This is a genomic window from Methylobacter sp. S3L5C, assembly GCF_022788635.1.
In the GTDB taxonomy this organism is placed as follows: Bacteria; Pseudomonadota; Gammaproteobacteria; order Methylococcales; family Methylomonadaceae; genus Methylobacter_C.
Genome location: NZ_CP076024.1, coordinates 915,897 through 936,810 on the forward strand (window position 1 = coordinate 915,897; position 20,914 = coordinate 936,810).

Annotated in this window: 15 protein-coding genes; all 15 read right to left on the reverse strand. The window is 42.8% G+C overall.

The genetic code is table 11. The features are described from left to right. Positions 1-16: 16 nt before the first annotated feature. Positions 17-1,975: a glycosyltransferase family 39 protein gene (locus KKZ03_RS04325; RefSeq protein WP_243220298.1), complete on the reverse strand. Its 1,959-nt coding sequence runs from the start codon at positions 1,973-1,975 to the stop codon at positions 17-19. 267 nt (positions 1,976-2,242) lie between these two features. Beyond that, positions 2,243-4,144 (reverse strand): hypothetical protein, encoded by a 1,902-nt coding sequence (locus tag KKZ03_RS04330; RefSeq protein WP_243220300.1) that lies wholly within the window; start codon positions 4,142-4,144, stop codon positions 2,243-2,245. Further along, positions 4,141-5,073 carry an NAD-dependent epimerase/dehydratase family protein gene (locus KKZ03_RS04335; protein WP_243220301.1) on the reverse strand — a complete coding sequence of 311 codons (933 nt, stop codon included), beginning with the start codon at positions 5,071-5,073 and terminating at the stop codon, positions 4,141-4,143. Before KKZ03_RS04335 ends, KKZ03_RS04330 begins: the two co-directional genes overlap by 4 nt. After that, complete coding sequence (locus KKZ03_RS04340) at positions 5,070-9,269, reverse strand: rhamnan synthesis F family protein (protein ID WP_243220303.1); 4,200 nt, start codon at positions 9,267-9,269, stop codon at positions 5,070-5,072. Before KKZ03_RS04340 ends, KKZ03_RS04335 begins: the two co-directional genes overlap by 4 nt. A gap of 3 nt (positions 9,270-9,272) precedes the next feature. Then, positions 9,273-10,346 (reverse strand): DegT/DnrJ/EryC1/StrS aminotransferase family protein, encoded by a 1,074-nt coding sequence (locus tag KKZ03_RS04345; protein ID WP_243220305.1) that lies wholly within the window; start codon positions 10,344-10,346, stop codon positions 9,273-9,275. Between the two features lie 20 nt (positions 10,347-10,366). Continuing rightward, positions 10,367-10,792: an FdtA/QdtA family cupin domain-containing protein gene (locus KKZ03_RS04350; protein WP_243220307.1), complete on the reverse strand. Its 426-nt coding sequence runs from the start codon at positions 10,790-10,792 to the stop codon at positions 10,367-10,369. A gap of 124 nt (positions 10,793-10,916) precedes the next feature. After that, entirely contained in the window at positions 10,917-11,870 is a 954-nt protein-coding gene (locus KKZ03_RS04355; protein WP_243220308.1) for a GNAT family N-acetyltransferase, read from the reverse strand. Then, positions 11,867-12,790: a hypothetical protein gene (locus KKZ03_RS04360; RefSeq protein WP_243220310.1), complete on the reverse strand. Its 924-nt coding sequence runs from the start codon at positions 12,788-12,790 to the stop codon at positions 11,867-11,869. Before KKZ03_RS04360 ends, KKZ03_RS04355 begins: the two co-directional genes overlap by 4 nt. Continuing rightward, positions 12,787-13,464 carry an acetyltransferase gene (locus KKZ03_RS04365; RefSeq protein ID WP_243220311.1) on the reverse strand — a complete coding sequence of 226 codons (678 nt, stop codon included), beginning with the start codon at positions 13,462-13,464 and terminating at the stop codon, positions 12,787-12,789. Before KKZ03_RS04365 ends, KKZ03_RS04360 begins: the two co-directional genes overlap by 4 nt. A 9-nt stretch (positions 13,465-13,473) precedes the next feature. After that, complete coding sequence (locus KKZ03_RS04370) at positions 13,474-14,232, reverse strand: class I SAM-dependent methyltransferase (protein ID WP_243220313.1); 759 nt, start codon at positions 14,230-14,232, stop codon at positions 13,474-13,476. A 66-nt stretch (positions 14,233-14,298) separates the two neighbouring features. Then, positions 14,299-15,654, reverse strand: coding sequence for an ABC transporter ATP-binding protein (locus KKZ03_RS04375; RefSeq protein WP_243220315.1), 1,356 nt, complete (start codon positions 15,652-15,654; stop codon positions 14,299-14,301). A 74-nt stretch (positions 15,655-15,728) separates the two neighbouring features. Then, on the reverse strand, positions 15,729-16,583 hold the full coding sequence (locus KKZ03_RS04380; RefSeq protein ID WP_243220316.1) for an ABC transporter permease: 855 nt from the start codon (positions 16,581-16,583) through the stop codon (positions 15,729-15,731). A 366-nt stretch (positions 16,584-16,949) separates the two neighbouring features. After that, a complete protein-coding gene (locus KKZ03_RS04385; protein WP_243220318.1) occupies positions 16,950-18,893 on the reverse strand; it encodes a glycosyltransferase in 1,944 nt (647 codons plus the stop codon). 17 nt (positions 18,894-18,910) lie between these two features. After that, a complete protein-coding gene (locus tag KKZ03_RS04390; RefSeq protein WP_243220320.1) occupies positions 18,911-19,930 on the reverse strand; it encodes a class I SAM-dependent methyltransferase in 1,020 nt (339 codons plus the stop codon). Next, positions 19,902-20,198, reverse strand: a complete 297-nt coding sequence (locus tag KKZ03_RS04395; protein WP_243220321.1) for a hypothetical protein — start codon at positions 20,196-20,198, stop codon at positions 19,902-19,904. Before KKZ03_RS04395 ends, KKZ03_RS04390 begins: the two co-directional genes overlap by 29 nt. Between the last annotated feature and the right edge of the window lie 716 nt (positions 20,199-20,914).

The following is a 20,914-nucleotide window of genomic DNA, read 5'->3' on the forward strand; positions in this document are numbered from 1 at the left end:
TTTTATTGTTTTAAAATCATGGGTTTTTAATAGCAGTTTCCGAGGCTTTTACAATAGTTGACCTCCGCCATAAAAATCCATTGCTCCATTGAATATTTTGAAGGTCATCGGTAAGTTTACCTGATATATTCCAACTCGGCACATACACGATACCATTTTGAAGTTTTGCCAATGCTTGGCTACCTGTTTCGGTTGTTAACACAAGACTTTCAGTATCACTGCCTGCTATATTTGCCTGGCCTTCTCCAGCCTTCCAATTATCAACCAGATCAGAAGCCGATTTAATTTGAACATACATTTTGGATAGATTGATAAATAGTGTAAACCGGCTTCCATCCGGTTGTGCGACATCCAAATCCACAGCCTTATATTTTGGGTCTTTTTTAAGCTGTGCGACTATCCCAGAATCAAGGCGCGAAGAAAATGGAGGCCAATTATCGCCACTTTTGTAAATTATTCCTGACGGGGATTTGTTTTTAATAAATTTAAGCGCGTCATCAACTGACATCGATGTGTTTGAATAGTATGGCAACACCATATAAGTCAAATAAAAACCACCCTTCAAGCCTTCGTAGTCCAAAAGTCTGAGATGGTAATAGCGATTTCCCCCCAGAAAAATAACTGTCTTGCTTGCTTGAGCAGCATCAAGCTTTTTGGCAATTTCACTAACTATCTTATCAGTATTCCAATTCCTAGAATCTGGTCTTGCCTCCGCGTCCAAAGCCAAAACAGGATTTATTTTAAAAACAGATCGGAATTGATTTGCTAAATTCTCGCTTAATAAACTGTTGCTATATAAATAGCCTGATAAGGGAAGCATATAAGCCAGCGCTACCAAAATAACGGCCAATTTACTCCTAGGAAATCGAGATACCATAATTCCTGCAAACACAAAGACTGGCACTAGACTTGGATAGAGATAACGGGGGTCTTTAATCTCGCCAAATGTAGCAAGTATAAAGGGAATAATGAGCCATAAAAATAATACTTTTATTAAAGTTTGCGTATGAATATTGACATCGACTTTCTCAACATTTTTACGAGGCTGTATAAATCTCAAAATCAACATAACCACCGCGAAAAAGCTCGCAATGAGCATTGCTGGGAGTGTAAAGACATTACGCAAATATTCCAGCACAACATGGATATCAAAAGCGTTTCCAAACCCATATAGCTGAGCCATACCGTGAGATGACAATAAAATTGTCATCTCAAAAATCTGCCTCAAATTATAAAAATAATATAATCCAGCCAGAATTGTAAAAAAGATTACAGGAATGAAAAGTACAAATGTACTCCAAACAGATAATTTTCGAATATTGCTGTAGACCAAAAAAATAAAGGCTGGCAAAACAAATGCAACAAAAGTAACTTTTGTTAATAGCCCTAAAAAAATAAATATCCCGCTTATTACAGACCATTTCCTTTCTCGTGTTCTGTACAACAACCACAGTGAATATATTGCAGCGCAAACAAAAGCAACAAAGGGAAGTTCAACCAGATAATTATGTGAAAGCATTGTGGTTAATGGGTGAAGCCCAAATAACACAAATACAAAGAAACCTGCCTTATCACCTACTTGTGGACTTGCTAATTCCCGTGCAATCCCAAACAATGCCCAAGCGAGAATAAACCAAGTGAAGTTGAGTGAAATGACTGCAGCATCCAAACTTGGACCAAAGAAATAAAATGCGGGTTGAACTATGACTGGTAAAAGAGGAACTCTTCCCCGATCCAAATTGAAGATGGATATAAAAAAATCAAAGAAGCCATTTTGCATTAAAGTGTTGTGTAAAATAGTGGCCTGATAAAGATAGAGCCCCTGATCCCACGCTGGAGGGCTGATATCCAAACATGACCAACGTACTGACAAACCAAAAAAAATAAAAACAGCAAGAATCGTCGCAAGCCTCCATGCTGCTGACATAGAGCTTAAAAAGCGATTACTTGTGATCAAAAATTCAGTTTGTGACAATATAATTCTCCAAAAAACATTTAATACTTGCATCAATAAAAATAAACAATGTACTTTGCGAATTTTTTATAAGATGGTACTTAAAGCCTTCGAATGCGATGGCATTGGATTACAGGAACATCCTTTGTTCCAAAAGAAAGTTCCCGCCTAAACTCAAATACCTTCGCGGCATTCATTGTCAGGACAATAGAGAAAGGTCTATCGCCATTTATCCCTCCAGGGTCATTTATCTTTAAGATAAACATCTTCAATCTTAATCAACAAACTCTAATTTGACTTTTTAAAAAGACCGTTCAAAAAAGCTGGCGCAAGCGCTCCCATACAAGCAAAAGTAGGAATAATCGGCATTATGTAGCGTGCTTGTATAGCGCTAAAAGAACTGGCATCAATAATGCCAAACAATGCAATGCGCGTAATAATAGCGGTCGCTAGGACTACAAAAATACCCCCCCCCCCAGCGAGGTGTTCTCTATGAACGACTAACGAAAAAATGCCCCCTATAATCAAGAGACAGATTACATATCCTATCCATTCGTAAACTGTACAAAGTTTCAACAACCATTGATCCGCTCTATGTATTTTCGGATGTACATCCAACTTATCGATACCGATCTCCGCTTTTACATCACCCTTAAAGGTCGACACAGCTCCTGCTTTTAATTGGCTTAAGGCAATGCTTCCTTTTTTGCCATCTAGCGTTAAGTAATGTAGAGTTGTTGTGGGTGTGATACTGATGGATGAAACAGTAAATGCATACGCACCGGGAACATCTGCACGCTGCTGTCCAGACAAACTCGACCATGGCGGTATCTCGTTTTCCGCACCCAGGCCGATTAATGTACCTGTCGGCAAGATTGTCCAGCCAGTTACGACTGTGTGGGGCGGTGCGGTTCGTCGCCCTGTAATTGTTACATAGTTATCAAACTGGCTGACCGATGCGTTCTCTTTGGGCGATTCAAGATATTGAAATTTTGGTTCTACTAAAAGTTGTAATACGTTAAAAACAGATTTCGGTACATCCGGCATCCATTTATCCACATCGGGATCAAGAAAAGAAGAAAGGGTAAATCCTCGCTTCTTCAACCGGCCGGTTGCAAATGCATTTTCGAGTTCATTTGCTGCTGCTGCGTACTTGCTATCTGCAAATCTGGCATCCTGGTGCCATCCTGCTTGTGCTGCAACATCGCGTAGCGCCCAGAGAAACCATCCGTTACCAATCGCTCCTGCAATGCCCGTATTCTGACTTGATATAGCAATCCACATTTTACCAATACCAGTTTCCATGAAAGGTTGAAGCTCACGGAAGGTAGGGCTTTCTTTATAGGCCATAGTAAGCGCCTCTTTAGTGACCGTAAAGTGCTTCGGTGTTCGTCCGACATCAATGCCATTGAGTGCGGCAATCGCTTGTTGATATCCTGGTGCCGCCAGCTCATAACGGGCAAATACACCCCATTTCAGATAATTACCACCGGCTACTATTACACCTAAAAAAATTATTGATAGTAATGGCGCAATCAACAGCGGTATCGCTAATTGTTGCTTACCCCAACTACACCACCAACGCTGACGGTCTAACCAAGACCAACAGGCAATCACTAATAGTGGCATGGCCAATACGATTCCTTCTTTGCGAGTATGGAAAGCAATTGCGAATCCCACTATATAAACGACAAGAGCAATTCTACGTCGGTATGTGAATCCTTGCTCGCGGCAGTTCCATAACTCGATACCTGCACCGATGATGGCAGCAAAAACTACAGTTAGAAATGTTTCGGCAAGCGCCCTGTCAAAAAAACTGATTGTGTAGGGATGAAAGGCCAAAAAGGCAAAAAGCAGAGCTGCCAACCAGGCCATCCGAGCGAAGCGAAGAAAGGCAAAGGCAAGATAACCGATAGCAAGCAGCCAAGCCAAATCAATTCCTAATCTGGCTGAAATGCCGAACAATTGTAAACAGTATAACCATGCTGAATAAATCGGCAGGTGAATAAAAGTCATCTGATTGTAAGAATCACCACCCCAAATTTTATTAAAGGCTGTTTGAATATACCAATATTCGTCATGTGGCGAATTTAACGCCAGAATGTCACGGTCTCCGGTAAGAATTAGCCTGAAAATGGCTGTCATTACAATAAATATCCATAACAAGCGCTCGTTTCCCATTTTGATCATTTATTTAATACCTTACGCATCCATGCGGCAGTTTTAACAATCCCATCTTCAATCCTTACCTTAGGTTCCCATCCCAGTTCCTGTCGTGCCAAAGAATTATCCAGAACGCTTATTGGGACGTCAAACGGTCGTCCAGGCTGGTAATGCCTAATCACTTCGCGCCCGAGAACCTTCTCCAGCAGGACGATCATGTCATTCAGACTGGTGCCGACGCCTGAGCTGATATTGAAGACGGAATTTGTTCCTTCGTAATTTACGGCGAGAGCAAATGCCTCGGCGACATCGCTAACATAGAGATAGTCACGGGTAACACTGCCATCACCCCAGATTTCAATTGGTTGGTTTTGGATTGCTTTGCTCAAGAACACGCCCACTGCGCCTTGAGCAGTCTCGACACGCTGGCGCTCGCCAAAGGGATTGGCAACCCGAAGAATATTGGCATTAATGCCATGCAGTTCTTGATACATTAGCAAGTATTTCTCAATGGCCAGCTTTGTTATGCCATAGGATACTCGTGGCTCCGTTGGATGTTTTTCGTCTATGGGTAGATACACGGGATTGCCATAAACAGTACCCCCAGATGAAATAAAGACAATCTTGCGAACCTGTTTAGCAACCATCGCATTGAGCAACTGCAAGGTGGCGACAAGATTGCTCTGCACATCATAAATCGGGTCATCATTAGAGTTCTTGGGCAACGTTGTCGAGACCAGATGCAAGATGACATCAACGTCGTCTATTGCGCTACTTACATCATGGACGCTCATCAAATCGCCCGTCAGCCACTCAACTCTTTCGCCATCCAAAAACTGCCGATAGGGTTCTACGCGGGGACGTTCAAAAATGCGCAATTGATGACCATCTTTAAGCAATCGATCTGCGATGGTTGAGCCGATAAAGCCACCACCGCCAAAAATAGTAATTTTCATCGGGTTAGCCCAATAACGTTTGTTGTAGCATAATGCAAATTATTTAATGAAAGCGTCAAAGGAAACAGTCTTTCCAGCGCATGAAGTGACGTGCCATCGTAAGGCAAGGGTTCTTCAGGATAGTCGTCCCAACCCAGGTTTAAATTCAGTAATGGAACCAAAGCTGAAGCCTTGGCCCAAAACATAGTGCCCACAGGAAAAATAAAATGTTCGGGTAATGTTTCAAGCCCCATTCGTGCTGCTAATGGTTTAGCAAAGGCAAGATTAGTCCCCCAGCCTACTATATAAGGGTCATCAGGAAAAATCATCCCAATTGACACATCGTTATTCATGTGTGTCAAGATGGTATCTGCCATTGGGCGCGATTCACTACCGAGCAAATTTTCCAACAAGAACTGACGCCATGTTTCACCCATCGAAGGATCCTTTACATCGACAGTTTTTTTTGTATGGATATGCCCGATAAAGTCATAGTTAGCTAATATCCCCTGACCGAAAGCCGTAAGCAACGGCCCTATATCCCGACCGCGATTAGGGACAAGCTGTATATCAACAACTTTGCCTTTATAATTTATTAGCTCGCTAACAATCAACTGACGAGTGTTTTCATCGGTGATGCTAACAAACAAGTCAGGGCAAATCCGATTATATGCAAGTTGAGTAATTATTTCATCTAACAACTCAGGGTAGTAAATATGTAAATGCAATGCAATACGATGATTTTCCGGTAAATTATCTACCATGACTTCCGGTGCGACAATCACCGGATAATTCCAAGATCCTTCTGGATGAGCCTCTCGTAAGTAGTCCGCAAATGGGTCTGTACCATGAGTTGCAAGTCCATGCTGCTCTTGGTAAATGCCGGGATGAAAGCCCGGGAAAGGTTTTCGGCGGTTAATCCCGCTTGCCCAGGCGCGAACATAAAGACGAACTTCATCTTCAATCGAATGCACTTGCTGATGTTGAGGGCACGAGAAGTCTTGCCGAAACAGGCCGGCATCGAGAATGGTTTTTGTATCTACCTGCTCTTGCCGCGTACGATTGCAAATCCCTTGTGCCAAAACCTCAAGACGGGTAACGTATTTTTTCATATTAAAGTATGAAATCGAGGCTACACGGCATTGCTCTCCAACGTCCTCACGTAAAAGCTGCGAAGCGGCCAAGGCCAGAATTTTTTGAGCCATATCAGATGAGTCAAGATATTGTGCAACACAATGATCTCGCAGACCACTGTGAATAAGAAAATCCGCTATTCCGGTTGTCTTATCAAAACAAAGTACCGGCATCCCATAAGCCATTGCGTCAATCGCAACATTCGGCAATGGGTCTAGCCGCGACGAAAGCAGTAGCAGATCAGCTTCCTCATAAGCAGTTTCGATAGCGGTGGTTTCATTAATGAACAAAATATGTTCCTGAAGACCTGCACGGCGAACCTGGTCTGCCAGATAAACAGAATACCCGATGTCATTTTCCGGATCATAGCCATTTCCGATCCAAATAAAACGACACCTAATTCCATCGGGCGCACGAATAACACGGGTGGCACATTCGATAAACAGGTCAATACCTTTACGTAACTGCACAGACCCAGCTCCAAGCACAATCACTGTGTTCTCTGCAAGGCCCTTAGGACGTATTAACCGGTGTATATGCTCACTCTCTATCTGGCGTTGCCCCTCACTGAATTCGGTCGGCAACAAACATCGGCCTTGGGGGAGAATATGAGCGGCCCGCTCGCTCAGATCAGGATACTCAGCGAACGCGTTTTCCATAGTTATATTCGCCGAGAAAACAACCTCGCCAGACCAAAAAATGGCGTCTCTGAACGCATCCCGAGGGCGGGTGTAAGAAGCGAATTCATGAATCAAACTGATTGCAGGAACAAAGAATTTGCCCAGAGCTGGCAGCACTACGCGAGATTCTATGCTGTTAACCAAAGCGAATTTGAAATTAAAACTCGCACAGAGTTGGCCAACAATAGCATTTGCTAGGACTGGATTTCTCCTCAGGCAAAACGATTCAATCACTGCTGCCCCCGACAATTTAAAGGCATCGGAAAGTGAACCACCACCCAACAATAATGCAACAACGTTATGATGTTCTGCGAGAGCTTTAACGAGATTAAGACTTAGCACCGGTGCCCCAGTTCTGGATGCATCGTGGCTTACCACCAGTATCGTCTCGCGATCGGCTTTAAAATCATAAACGCCACAAAGATCCATCTCGGGTAGCATGTAAATGCGATCCTCATGATATCCATAAAGTAAATAATGAGTTGCTGGATCCATTCCAGCGGCAGCCACTTCTGGATATAACTTAAGATAAAGATCCCGATTGAAATTATCCGGAAGCTTGCCATACTCGCTACCAATATCCATCTCCGGCAGAGTGTAAGCACGACTCTCTCGACAGCCGTCCAGCAAATAGTGTATTGCTGGATCAAACCCCGCCTCGGCTACGTCTGGATTAAGTTTGAGATAAGCATCCCGATCGAAGCTCTCTGGAAGCTTATCGAGGTTAATGGTTAATTTCCTATAAGCACGCTTCACTAGCAATACTAACTTCAGTCGACTGACTCGGCGTGAAATAAACCGTAATGGTTTCGTTATCTGCCAACTGGTTGAGCGCCGCAAAACAGCAATTTCATGAGCATGGATTGTTAAGGTTTGATTGAGATTGACGATCTGTGCATTTGCAGTTCGTAATAGCGCATCAAATTTTTCTGCCTGGAGCTTGTATGCATTTATCTGTTGTTCGCGTTCAATTAACTGAGACTGTAACTTGTTAGCTGCAACAGAATCGATGGCGTTGATTTCAGCCGTTTCATCAAGAAATATCTGCAGGTCATCAGCGGTATATTGGCGTAATTTAGGTACAGCATCTATATCTTGGATTTTTGAGAAGTCAGTAGCGTTGATAAGCGATTTGTCAGAGTGATATTTGCCGTAATGCGCTCTGGCCAAAAGTGAATGACGCATCAAGTCATCAACCGATATATTACTTGCCATATCAAGCAGATCAGCCTCAGTTCGCCATAGCCAGGCATCCGGATAGGCAAGATCACCGCCCCCATGGAACCGGGAGCGATAGCTTTGATGCATCAGTAAAGGAGTGCCGGCCGCCATGGCCTCAAGAGTCGCTTTTCCACCACCTAAAGGAAACGACGAAATATAAAGATCCACATGGTATTCAATGAGTGCTCTGGCAACCGATGGCACCCACGGGATATTAGTGAAACGCGCAGGGTCGACACCCTCAGCCATAAGCGCATGTTGTAAACCAGCTTCCATATCCGCTGTTAGGCTACCAATGTGAATGTGGCGACCACTGGTCGCAGCCAGTAACTTTGGTATCAGTTTAAAATAGTCGTAAAGGTAATAACTTGCGTTAAATTTATCCGGGCGGCCACTGGAACAAGTCACAAGATGCCCTTCACTTAAAAATTGATCAGACCTTGGCTCTAATGAGCCAAGGTTGATCGTAAGCGGCCAATAGTAATTATTCTTTATACCTAATTCATTCTTGCAATGGAAGAATCCTATATTGTGCGGATCTATATGGATAAAATCCTCACAGGTAACTCCCAAGCATAAATGGTGATCTGCATGATGAATGAAAACCACTTTGCCTGCAACATAGGAGCTTGCGGCTGCGATACCCACACCATCCTGATTATAAGTTAGCAGAACCAATGTAGTCGGTACTGAACTTCGCAAACGATCAAAAAGCCACATCAATCGATCATTAGTGGAGCATACCTTCGCAACCTCAATAGTGACTCCATAAGTTACCGAGAAATTAGTTATTATGTCTTCTTGTGCTCTGTCGAGAATATCTGTTAATAGAATACTAATAGGGGCATCAAATAATTTAAGTCTGATGATATCCTTTATTAACTCTACATGCCCGCCTGCATTAACGAGTTCAGTGGCGAGGATAACAGTACCTTTTCTCTCTAAAGGACAAAGGGAACCAATTCCTGCTTTGCTCGCCGCAATCTTGCCAATATATCGACATAACTTATCAAGATCAGCGCTTGCAAAGACCTTGCCGACTGATCTTTGATTATTAATTACCGCTTCTGAAAACTGGCGGATTGCATCCAAAGCATCTCCAAACTTGCCGCATTCTACCAAAGCGTATACTTGCGACTCCAAGTCAGTAATTGAAGCCCTTTCGGCCTGATGTGTTGTCATTATTTATAGCGCCTTAGTTAGAATTTTACATACTTGATCGATTTGCCAGGCATTGATGTGCGGCCCCATAGGTAAACTCAACAGCTCATTGGCCATTTGTTCCGCAATCGGAAAGGATCCTTTCGTCCAACCATTGTCTTGGTAAGCCATTTGCAAATGAGGAGGAATTGGGTAATGTACCAAGGTACCAATGCCCGCATCGCCCAAAGTACGTTGCAATCGGTCACGGTAAGGGTGACGGATGACAAATACATGCCAGGCCGGGTCACACCAATCAGGGACATAAGGGAGATTTAACGATTTATCAGATAAACAATCAAGATATTGTTTTGCAATTTTAGCTCTGCGCTCATTCCAAGCGTCCAATGGTTTCAGTTTTTCACGCAAAAACGCAGCTTGCAACTCATCAAGCCGCGAGTTAAAACCTTTCACTTCATTGTGATATTTGACACGCGAACCATAATTACCCAGCACACGTATCTTATTCGCCAGATCGGTATCATTGGTTGTAACTGCTCCGCCATCACCGAGCGCTCCAAGGTTTTTTCCCGGGTAAAAACTAAAGCCTGCGGCATCGCCTAATGAGCCTGTACGTCTGCCTTTGTAGCGTGCGCCATGGGCTTGGGCAGCATCTTCAATTACTTTGAGATTATGTTTTCTGGCAATCGTGTTAATGGCATCCATGTCAGCGGGTTGCCCATAAAGATGTACCGCAATAATGGCTTTTGTTTGCTTAGTTATAGCCGCTTCAATAAGAAGGGGATCAATGTTATAAGTCCGTTCATCGGGTTCGACCGGGACCGGTGTGGCACCCGCATAGTTTACCGCCAGCCAGGTAGCGATATAAGTGTTGGAAGGCACAATCACTTCATCACCTTCACCGATACCATAAGCACGCAATATCAAATGTAGCGCTTCCAATCCGTTGCCCACTCCAACGCAATGTTTAGCTTGGCAATAGTCGGCAAACTCTTGTTCAAACTGCTTGACCTCATTACCGAGAATATACCAACCGGAATTAAGCGTGCGATCAAATGCTTCTCGTAATTCTGTTTTCAGCTCTTCGTGCGGAGCCATTAAATCTAAAAAGGGAATAATCATAATTTAGGGTTGGTCAGTGCCAAAAACTCTGAGTAGTCACGAATGTAGTCAGTCGCGTCATATAGTTCTGATGCCAATACCAAACAGACTGAGCCAGGATCAAAATCAACCTCAGCAGCCCAAATCATGGGTGGTATATGCAAGCCTTTCCAGGGACGGTTTAAATGAATTTTTCCTTGAAATTCACCATCGTCAATTTCAACATCAAAGCTGCCTGCAAGGCAAATCAGAAACTGGTGCAGTGTTTTGTGGGCATGGGCACCACGACTTTCTTCGGTCGGAACATCGTAAAGGTAAAAAACACGTTTTATGTCGAAGGGGACGTGATTATTTCCCTCGATAAAGGTTAAATTACCTCTTGGATCTTTGGCTTTTGGTAAAGTAACAACTTTACAGTCGCTAATTGTTATTTTTTGCTTCATTAGATAGCTCCCCTTAAAAAATTGTCTTTGTGAAAAGGTACATAATCGCTACGGGTATGATCACAAAAACCAACAAAGAAATTTACCCAAAAAATAATTCCCAACTTTTTAATTGTAGAACTGATTAACATAAATTTACCTCATAATATTCGTGTGCTATTCCACCACCGCCAAATTCCGATTTAAAACGATATAAGCCATCATTTAGAACCTTGCCGCCATCTTCGTTACTTGTTCCAAAATCGAAATAACGCACACCCACTTGTTGTGCGTCGGTTATTGCCGAATCAAACACAGCATCCAGTGCCGACACGTTGTAGGCAATTTCACTTGCGGCAATATATTGTGCATGCCAGATAGAAGGGGAATTAAAAAATACCACGCCTGCTTCAACATGCCCGTCCATCAAGGCGCAGCGGATAGTAATTAGTTGTGAAAAACGATCCTTAAGCAAGGTAAGTTCAGCCAAAGAGTGTACTGGTTTTGCATTGTGTTTATGTGCCAAATTTTGTGCAATGACAGCCCACAACTCACCTAGTAACGCAGGATCACTTGATAATGTAACCGCTTTTAGTGCCTTCTTTAGTCCGCGCCTTCGCCGCTCACTTAGTGGCTGGCGATTGGTCAAATCTATAGTGCAAGAAAGATCACAACGTATTCGCTGCGCGCCTAAACGAAACAGTGCATATAAATCATCTTGAGCTGGGGTTTTCGTATAAATGAATGGAACAGGCTTATATTGCAATCGTTGATAGCCGTTTTTTCCATAATATTCAGCTAAGGCAGTTAACACCTCAATCATACGCGTTCCGCTGAGCCAACCCTGATGCACAATTCCACCATAAGTGATGCCTGGGTGACTAATAACTAACGTAGTGTCCGATGGAGATTCAGCCGCTGGAAAAACACCTACCAGCTTTCCCGATTGCATTATCAGTACAGACAAATCTTTAAAGCGATCTACGTGATAACTCAGAAAGCCACGTGTATGCAATAACGTAGAATTTACCGCACCTGCGCAGAAGCCTTCCCATGCTGTTTCATGCGCTTGAGTGTAAGCAATAATCTCAATACTCACTTAATCAATTCCGCTACGCCAAAGCCCTGCTCACCAAAATTATTGCCGTTATAGAAACAATAAGTTTTATCGTCAACCGAAATTACTGCCGAATACATAATTGCCTCCGAGTCGAATTTACCCGGCGATACGTCAAGGCCCATTTCTTCATCCTTGCGAATCCAGTTGATACCATCAGTTGATTCGGCATAGCCCAATCTATATGCGGAGAAGGAACGACGACGGATAGAATAGAAAAGTTGGTAATCATTTGGTCCACGCTTGATCACCCAAGGACGGCCAAAACCATGCTCATCTTCGCCTGTGATTGCCATGGAAAGTTTTCCCTCATCAGCCCAGTTAATACCATCCATGGATTCCTGATAACGCAGATCATAAACTGGCATTGATTTACCATTAATATTTGTCCATTCGCTTCCCGCGACATACCAGATCTTGAAGACGCCATCGTCAAACATTACAAATGGACCACCACGAAAAAAAAGTTCATTATCAGTGCGGTCCAATATTGGTGACTGGCTGTACCGAATAAAAGTCATGCCACCATCTTTACTTACTGCAAGACCTGAAAAAATACGGTAGCGGATGTGTGTACAGATTTCGAATCCGGCGTAATACATATACAAGGTATTTGGCTCGGACTGCACGATGCTAATGGCCATCAGACCATTATCGTCAAAGGTACCTGGCTCACCTATATCAAGGATCGCACAAGGAGATACACCAAGCACATGAGTTGGATCATTAGCGGCCACATCAACATAACCAGGTCGACCACGGCCTTGATCATCAAGACAGGTAATAAAAACGCGAATCACCTCATCGTTTAACCGAAATGGGGTAGGCCCCATGCCGTGTGTTTTTGCCCATGCATGTGTGCCATCCGTGTTCCAAACTACCCCTAATTTACGCCACTTCATTCTTTCACCTTAAAAAAGCGTAATGCTGAAATCTTGGCCGGTTCCGGTTGCTCACCTTTGAATAACTGATTTGGCGCGGTATTACGGACAATAGTGACGCCAAGGCCAATCCAGTTGTCTTCGCCGATAGTCACATTATTGGCCAACGTCGCATTAACACCCATGAATGTGTTTCGACCAATATTACAAAATCCTGAGACCACAACATGGGAAGCAAGGAAGCAATTATCATGAATAACCGAATGATGCCCTATGTGGTTACCGCTCCACATCACAACATTATTACCAATCGTTACAAATGGCTGAATTGTGTTGTCTTCAAAGATGAAGCAATGTTCCCCTAATTGCACATTGTGCCAAACGAAAGCACGCGAGCTGACATAAGAGGCAAGCTGATAACCTTTTAGCTTGGCAGCTGCTGCTAAACGTGTACGAAGACGATTAAGTTGGGTATAAACTGTAGCGACATATACCTCATGAGTGCCAGGTGGAAAATGTGTTTCCAGCTCCTCGAAAGGTACAATGGGTAGGCCTCGCATTTCATTTCGTTTTAGAAAGTCACGCTCCACCGCAAACGCTACGACTTCATAGTCAGAATCAATATCAAAATATTCGTGGGCAACTTCTGCAAAGGCAGAATCGCCCACAATGACCAATTTTTTAATTTTATTCACTACAAGCACCTATGGACGGACAATTAAAATATCTTCACGCCGATTTGCCATCGGGAGATTAGGAGGTTGTGGTACGACGAATGCATGGAATCCGGCAGTCCGTGCTCTGGATATGATTGCCGCGATTACCGAGTCATCAATGTGTCTGGGTTCAACACAATTGAATTTTACATCTGGAATCTCGTCCGTACCGGTATAATCCTGATGATGTTTTATCCCGTTTTCACTGGCAAAAAAACGTTTTCTCATCGATACATTGGGGATATCACCGATAAGCATTCGGCCAGAAGGAGCTAGAAGCGCCAGTGACTTGTCAATGAAATCAAAAATATTTCCATCCGCGAAGACATATTGAATGACCGAATAGATAATAATTGCATCTACGCGACCCTGTAATTCAGCCAGTAAATCTGAACAATCGGGGTATTTAGCGGGCACTTTCCTGACGCATGCTACTGAAACATCAGGCAGTTGACTCAGCATTTCAGCAGAATCGAGTAAAACCAAACTCTGATGATTGAGCTCAGCCCGAGTCATAAGCAAGGTCGGCAAATCACTACAGCCACAACCAATATCTAAAATCACACTATTTATTTTGGTTAAAGCAGGAAGCTTTGACTCTATATCATTAAATATAGCGATCTCTTGATCGGCACGATAAGCATCCGGAAACCCAATTTTTTCATAGCGAGACATTTCACGATTAAGTGCCATTTCACGAAAATCTTCAAAATTAAGATTTTCAAACAAGGAATGGTGTTTTTTCATATTCAATTACTCATAGATAGCAAGTACTGTTTGGGATTGTTTATTTGTAATTTGATCTGCATTTGGTCAATTTACATCAATCTTCTGAATACTAATATCAACGTCTTGCCATACTAATGCGGGGAAAATGTCATGAATATCGCTACCAAAACTACTTCGAAACACAATAGCATTTTCAACCACATCAATATACTCATGTGCGATATTTCTTTCCACGATACTTTCAATCCCAAGGGTGAGTGTATATGCTCCTTGAGCGAGTATGTTCTGGCCACGTATTTCAATAAGATAGTTATGGCCGGCTAGCAGATCAGGGACTGTAATACTCGAGTGATTTGTAGTCATTGAGCCTATCAGCTGATTACCCTTAAGATCCTTAAACGAAAATCCAAAAACCGGATTTTCTACATCCACTTCAGCCCACACCAGAAAACGGATCAAAAAATCTTCTCGTAAACAGATTGTTTCGACAGGTAGGGAGTTACTGTTCAGAAGAGCTACATTAAGAATACTGGCTCTACCGTCTCCATAGCGCCGCCAACCTTCGGAAAAAGAGCTATAGTTTTCCAGATCAGCTAAAGGGTCTTTAACTTTAATGGCAATGGAAGATTCCAATTTTATTGAGTCCTCACGGCTTTTTGATAATTCATTATTAATAGATAAATGTGCTTCTGCAACATATTTGCCTATCGTTAACTCGGGATCACCATAGGCTTTCATCTCCCCATTACTCAACCATAGAACTTTTTGGCAAAAATTTCTTACGCTCGACGTGTCATGACTGACAAATAGCACAGTTGTACCCGTGTCCATTAGTTTTTTAAGCCGTGTCATACATTTTGCCTGGAAGGTAATATCACCTACAGCGAGAGCTTCATCAATAACCAATATGTCAGGTTGTACATTTATCGCGACAGCAAAAGCGAGCCGTAACATCATTCCACTTGAATAAGTTTTTACCGATTGTTCAATAAAGTCACCGATGTCGGCAAAGGCAACGATATCATCAAAACGCGCATCTATTTCTTTGTTGCTTAAGCCTAGCACTGAGGCATTCATATACACGTTTTCGCGCCCGGTAAATTCTGGATTAAAACCGGAGCCAAGTTCCAGCAAGGCGGCTATGCGACCATAGGTTTCAACGCTGCCAGCGGTGGGGTTGAGGGTGCCACAGATCATTTGTAGCAGGGTTGATTTTCCGCTGCCATTGCGTCCGATAATACCGACAGTCTCGCCTTTTTTGACTTCAAAAGAAACGTCTCTAAGCGCCCAGAACTCGTGAAAATATTGTTTAGGTGTCTGCCAGGTTAATCGTTGCAAACGTGGGGCGACAAATTGCTTAAGCCGATCACGCGGATTGTCATAGATTTGGTAGCATTTGCTAAGATTTTGAACTTTGATGGCGATGTCGGTTGTGCTCATTTAGTTAATCCGTTGTCATCAGCTGGTTTTGGTTTTGTAATCGCCATATCAGGTTAATTGCGGCGCAGCCATTTTTAAAGAACATCAGCAAAGCCTTTTCTGGTTTTTTGGAATAAAGCAAAGCCTGCCCAAGCAATTATGGTGGCTGCCAGAGTGTATACGCCCAATCCTGCCCAATTTGGCAAATGACCCCAGATGAGCACTTCTCGAGCCTGTTCAATAATAAAGGTGAGTGGATTAGCCATGATAACTGCACGAAATCGCTCTGGCACTGCAGTTATCGGGTAAAAAACAGGAGAAAGAAACATTAAAACGGTGGTAATGATGCTGATGGTTTGTCCAACATCACGCAGAAATACACCGATAGATGCGAGTATCCAGGCAAGTCCTGTGGTTAAGATAACCAGTGGCAGTAATACCAGTGGAGTAAAAACTGCTGTCCATTGTAAGTAGCCGTTAAAGAGTGCAAAGGCAGCCAGTAGTACGCAAAGACTGACAAGGCTATGGAATAATGCCGCTCCCATGGTGATGATGGGCAGAATTTCCAAGGGAAAAACCACTTTTTTGACGTAATTAACGTTGGCAAGGATGAGTGACGGTGCGCGATTTACGACCTCGCTAAACAGACTCAGCACAATCATGCCGACAAACAGCACGACTGCGAATTGTGTTTTACTGTCATCACCACCGACGCCACCCCAGCGGGATTTGAAAATTTCCGAGAATACAAATGTATATACGATCAGCATAAACACGGGATTAAAAAATGACCAAGCCAAACCCATGGCAGAGCCTTTATAACGGCCGACTACTTCGCGTTTGGTCATTTGCGCAATAAGCTGGCGGTTACGCCAGAGGCTTTTGATCAATGCTACTGGGGATACAAGCTGCGCGGCGTGCGGGTTTATTGCTGTTGAGGCATCGTTCATGCTTAATGTTTCACTCTTATTAATAATTTGGCTTGCTGGAATTTTTCAGACAAAAATTGTTTACTGAGATAAATACTTTCCAAGCCGTCAGGTTAAAAAACGCGCAGAGTCTGTCAAGTACATGCCTGGATGAGCCTAAGCTTCGAAGGTGTTTTTAGCAAGCCTTGGGAAACTGTTAAATACCAACTTTTCAATGGAAGGCTTACAAAGCAGAACAATTAGGAAGTAAAATAACTTATAGAAAATCAGATTATACCGTATTCCTGAAAACATAATGAAAAGCTGATTATAGTTCGATAAATTTAATGTATAGCTTAACTTGTATTAACGCTATTTTATCCGATAGCCTTACCTATGTATTTTTCATCATTGCAACAAATTTTGCCAACACTCGGTAAAAGATTCCTTTGAGAAATCCTCGGAGCGGATTCGGGTGCGCACCCTCATTTCTGATAGCCCCGGTTCTGGTTGCAGAAAAATCCCTTGGGTTAGCTCAATCAGCCTGTCTTCTGTATCATAGCAGTACCCGTTCCAGTTATCCTGAATGATAATAGCCGGACCACCGTTGTTAACGACTAAAGGGATTACTCCTGCAGACATCGCCTCGACAACGCTTAGGCCAAACGGCTCGCATTTTTCAGGCTCTGTTGTTGCGTCGACACCAAAACCGACTCCGTGCCAGTAGACGAAGGAGCTTGCATAAAGTGTTGCCAATTTACTTGGTGATGCATCTACATGAAAATGTACGGGTAGCCCCTGTGCCAGGCGCTGACATTCAAGAAAGTACTCTCGATGCTGAGGTTCTGGGTGGATCGAGCCAACCAGATGAAGTTCTGATCTGATACCGGACTCGTATAGTTTTCTAAATGCACGAATCAAGAAGTCTTGTTGTTTGCAATGTCCACCAGTGAAAAATCGGCCGACAGAAATAATGCCGCTACGCCGAATGCCTAAGTTAAAGGCTTGCATATCAACTGGCGGATTAATGATATGTATTACCTGGCTGGGTATACTGTATCGAACTAGCTGTTTAATTAAATGATTTTTAACAAAGTCCGAATAAACAATGAAAGCCTCGTAGTCATCCATCCAATTCGGTTGCTGATTGATTTCATCCTGTGTACACGGGAAGGGAAGTTGGCAACAATAGAAATTTCTTTTTCCCAATGCCTTAACTGGCGCAGTAACTTCGTTACCCATGGCGACAAAAATATCGAAACGCGGCATCGCCTCTGCCATTGTAAGTGTGGTTATAGACAAACCTTGGAGATTGAGTCCTAAAATTGCAGCAATTTTGGTAATGCGGAGATAAGAATATTTCTCTGGAGTTACCAGCCATACCTGATAACCAGCCTGGATCAAGGCTTCTGTTGCGGCTAATAAATATTTTACTTCTCCACCCGGGATGATGCTGCAGAGCGTAAAAACAGCGGCTGTTGGTTTTTTACCCGGTTGCCCTTTTTCGATAATAAGTGTTGAATCTAATATTATGTCAGAGTGCTGGTCGGTCTTTAAATAATTGCCCCAGCGCTGCACAAATTTTTCACGGTTTATTGCGAGAAGGCTATTCAAACGTAAGCCGTTTTTAGGATCGGCGGTAGTAGCATTTTCATGGTGAACGACACAGGCCTCTGAAACATAGTAGGTTTTAAGTTCTAGCTGGGCAATCTTGAGGCATAAATCAACATCCTCGAAATAGCCTGGTTCGTATATAAAATCGAAGCCGAGAACCTTCTCAAAGGTCTTTTTCCGCAGCAGTACCGCAGCTGCTGAAACATAATCGACTTCGCGTCTGTGATTAAACCGGGGGGACTCCGGGTCTTGGAATTTTCCAATTTGAATCGAGCCGCCTTCTTCATCCAAAAGGGCTCCGGCTTCTTGAAGAAGTCCATTAGGATAGATGAATTTTGGTCCGGCTACGCCGCAATCCGGGTAATCGTTAAATGCTGCCATCAGAGGAGCCAGCCAGCCAGGCGTCACGATTACATCATTGTTCATAAAAAGAAGAAATTCTCCCTTTGCCAATTCAGCGCCAATATTATTTCCCTCGCCAAAGTAACGATTCACGTCGAGGCGCAAGAGTTTATAAGCTCCTTTGAATGCCGAAAGAACCTGAAAGTCATCTGATTGGCTTCCATTGTCAACCACTATGATCTCGTAATAATACCCGGAAGTGTATTCCCAGATACTTTGCAAGCAGTCAATTGTCAGATGAGCCTTGTTAAAATTTAAAATAACGATAGAGACTTGTGGGGTATTTTCGCTGTACCAACAAGAAGCAGATGCCATATTTGCAGGATTTATTTGCATATTGTTATCTCTATTGTTTATCGCAGGCGGCGAACAAGATCGTTTAAGTCTCGCAATGGCTTGGTAATTCGCATTGAAAGCGATTGCATAAGCATTTCATTCCCGCGATGGACTTCTTCAATCTCTTGATTTTCTTCACGCAAAGCATTAATTTGTCTTTGGAGCTCTTCGGTTTGCTGTTTCAAAGCAGCGGCAAGCTCCATTTCATACTTATAGGACTCAATCTCAGTTTTGCGTCGGTCAGCAATCATCTGCCTGTTAGCGGAGTCTATTTCGTTTAATTGTGATCTCAACATCGATTCGGTTGCTTGTGCCTCAACAAATTTTCCAAAAGTGGAAAAAGCAAGTCGCACATATGTGGTATCTTCATCTTTCAGGTGACACAAACGCTGAAGACTGTCTGGCACTTTATCGCCAATTATTAGCACCCCAAGACCATCACTATGGATGAACGAGAAGGTGCATCCCGGATACTGCTGTGATAGCTCGTGAAATAATTTCCAAACACCAAATTCTTTTTCCCGAATATTAATATCATGAAAAAGAACGACAGCTTGCGAGCTTAACTTCGGAAGCCAAACTTCAAAATTGTGCTTCACCTCTTCATAATCGTGTTGTCCGTCAATATGGAGCAAGTCGACGCTGCCATCTGCGAAATAGTTAAGCGCATTATCAAATGTGGAACGAACAAGCCGGGAGAAACTGGCATATTGTTCATCGTGATAGTTGGAATACTTTTGATAAATGACCTCGTTGTCTGTGCCTGCTTGGTCATCTTCTTTCCATGCAGCTACTCCGTAGCATGCCGTGTCAAGAGAAAATAACTGAACTGCTTGACAGAAAGCGCTGTAAGAATCACTTTTATGAATCCCGAGTTCAACGAAAATAGACGGTTCTAGTTTCTTTACCAGCCAAAATGCAAATGGAATATGTCCGTGCCAGCTATTGGTTTTAGTCAGGCGTTTGGGTGCAATCTGAAGGGCTTGCAATTCACCAAAAACTAGCTCGCTAGTTGAAGAGTGTGGTTTGGAATTCATATTTCTCTTTGAATAAAAATAATGTGGGATTGGTGCAAGAAAATGCTTTTTTGGCATGATCGATATTCAATTTTCGCGGCGCGACTATCTTGTTTGGTATTGAAGTGCTTATCACTCGAAAATAGATAGCTATAACAGAATCGATATCACCATCCATTCGGATTTTTCCGTGCTCAAGCCAGATGGTACGGCTGCCAATATGCAAAATATCTTCACGTAAATGGCTGGTAATAACGAGTATTTTTGTAGCCTGAACTAACTCCGTCATACAAAGCCCATCATTATGCTTGAAGCCTTTATCATCTAGGTGCCTGTCCGAGAATAGGAACTGTCGCGAGGGAAGACAATTTTGAGTCAGATTTTTTAACCATTTGAAGCATATAGTTGTGCTATTAAACGAAAATGAGCGGAAAACAGGGCTAAAATAGCTTTTCCACTTTAGGTTTTCTATTCCCGGACAGTCTCCTAGCGATATCTCCCAATTCATTATCGTTGGCAATTATCCAAGTAAGGGTGAATCAAGAATTTCAAGTAGATGATTAAATGGATTTAAATCAAGCAAATATAGGCCAGTTTGATGCGGTAGAAGGCTCGTTATCGCTATCCACATGTGGCGTTAGGTAAAATACGAATTGCAGAACACTGGACAATTTGCCGAATATTGCAAAATTTCGCACCAAGACCCCTTAAAATCAAGGCTAGATTAAAAATGGCCAAATAAGCCCAAGGATGCTAATAAATACCAGCCAGCCTACTGGGTTTGCCAATAGCGATAAATAAGAGCCGGATTATCACAATATTATGAGCAAGAATCAACAGATTCTGCCAAATCATGCGTAAGATATGCAAACATAACGGGATGGAGAGTTGTTTAATAATTCCTTCCGCCGCAATAAAGCTGGTGCATCCTTCAATCATAACTGAAGACATAAAACTCTAGCAAATCATACCTGCTGTAAGAAATGGTAGAAACTCTAGTATTAT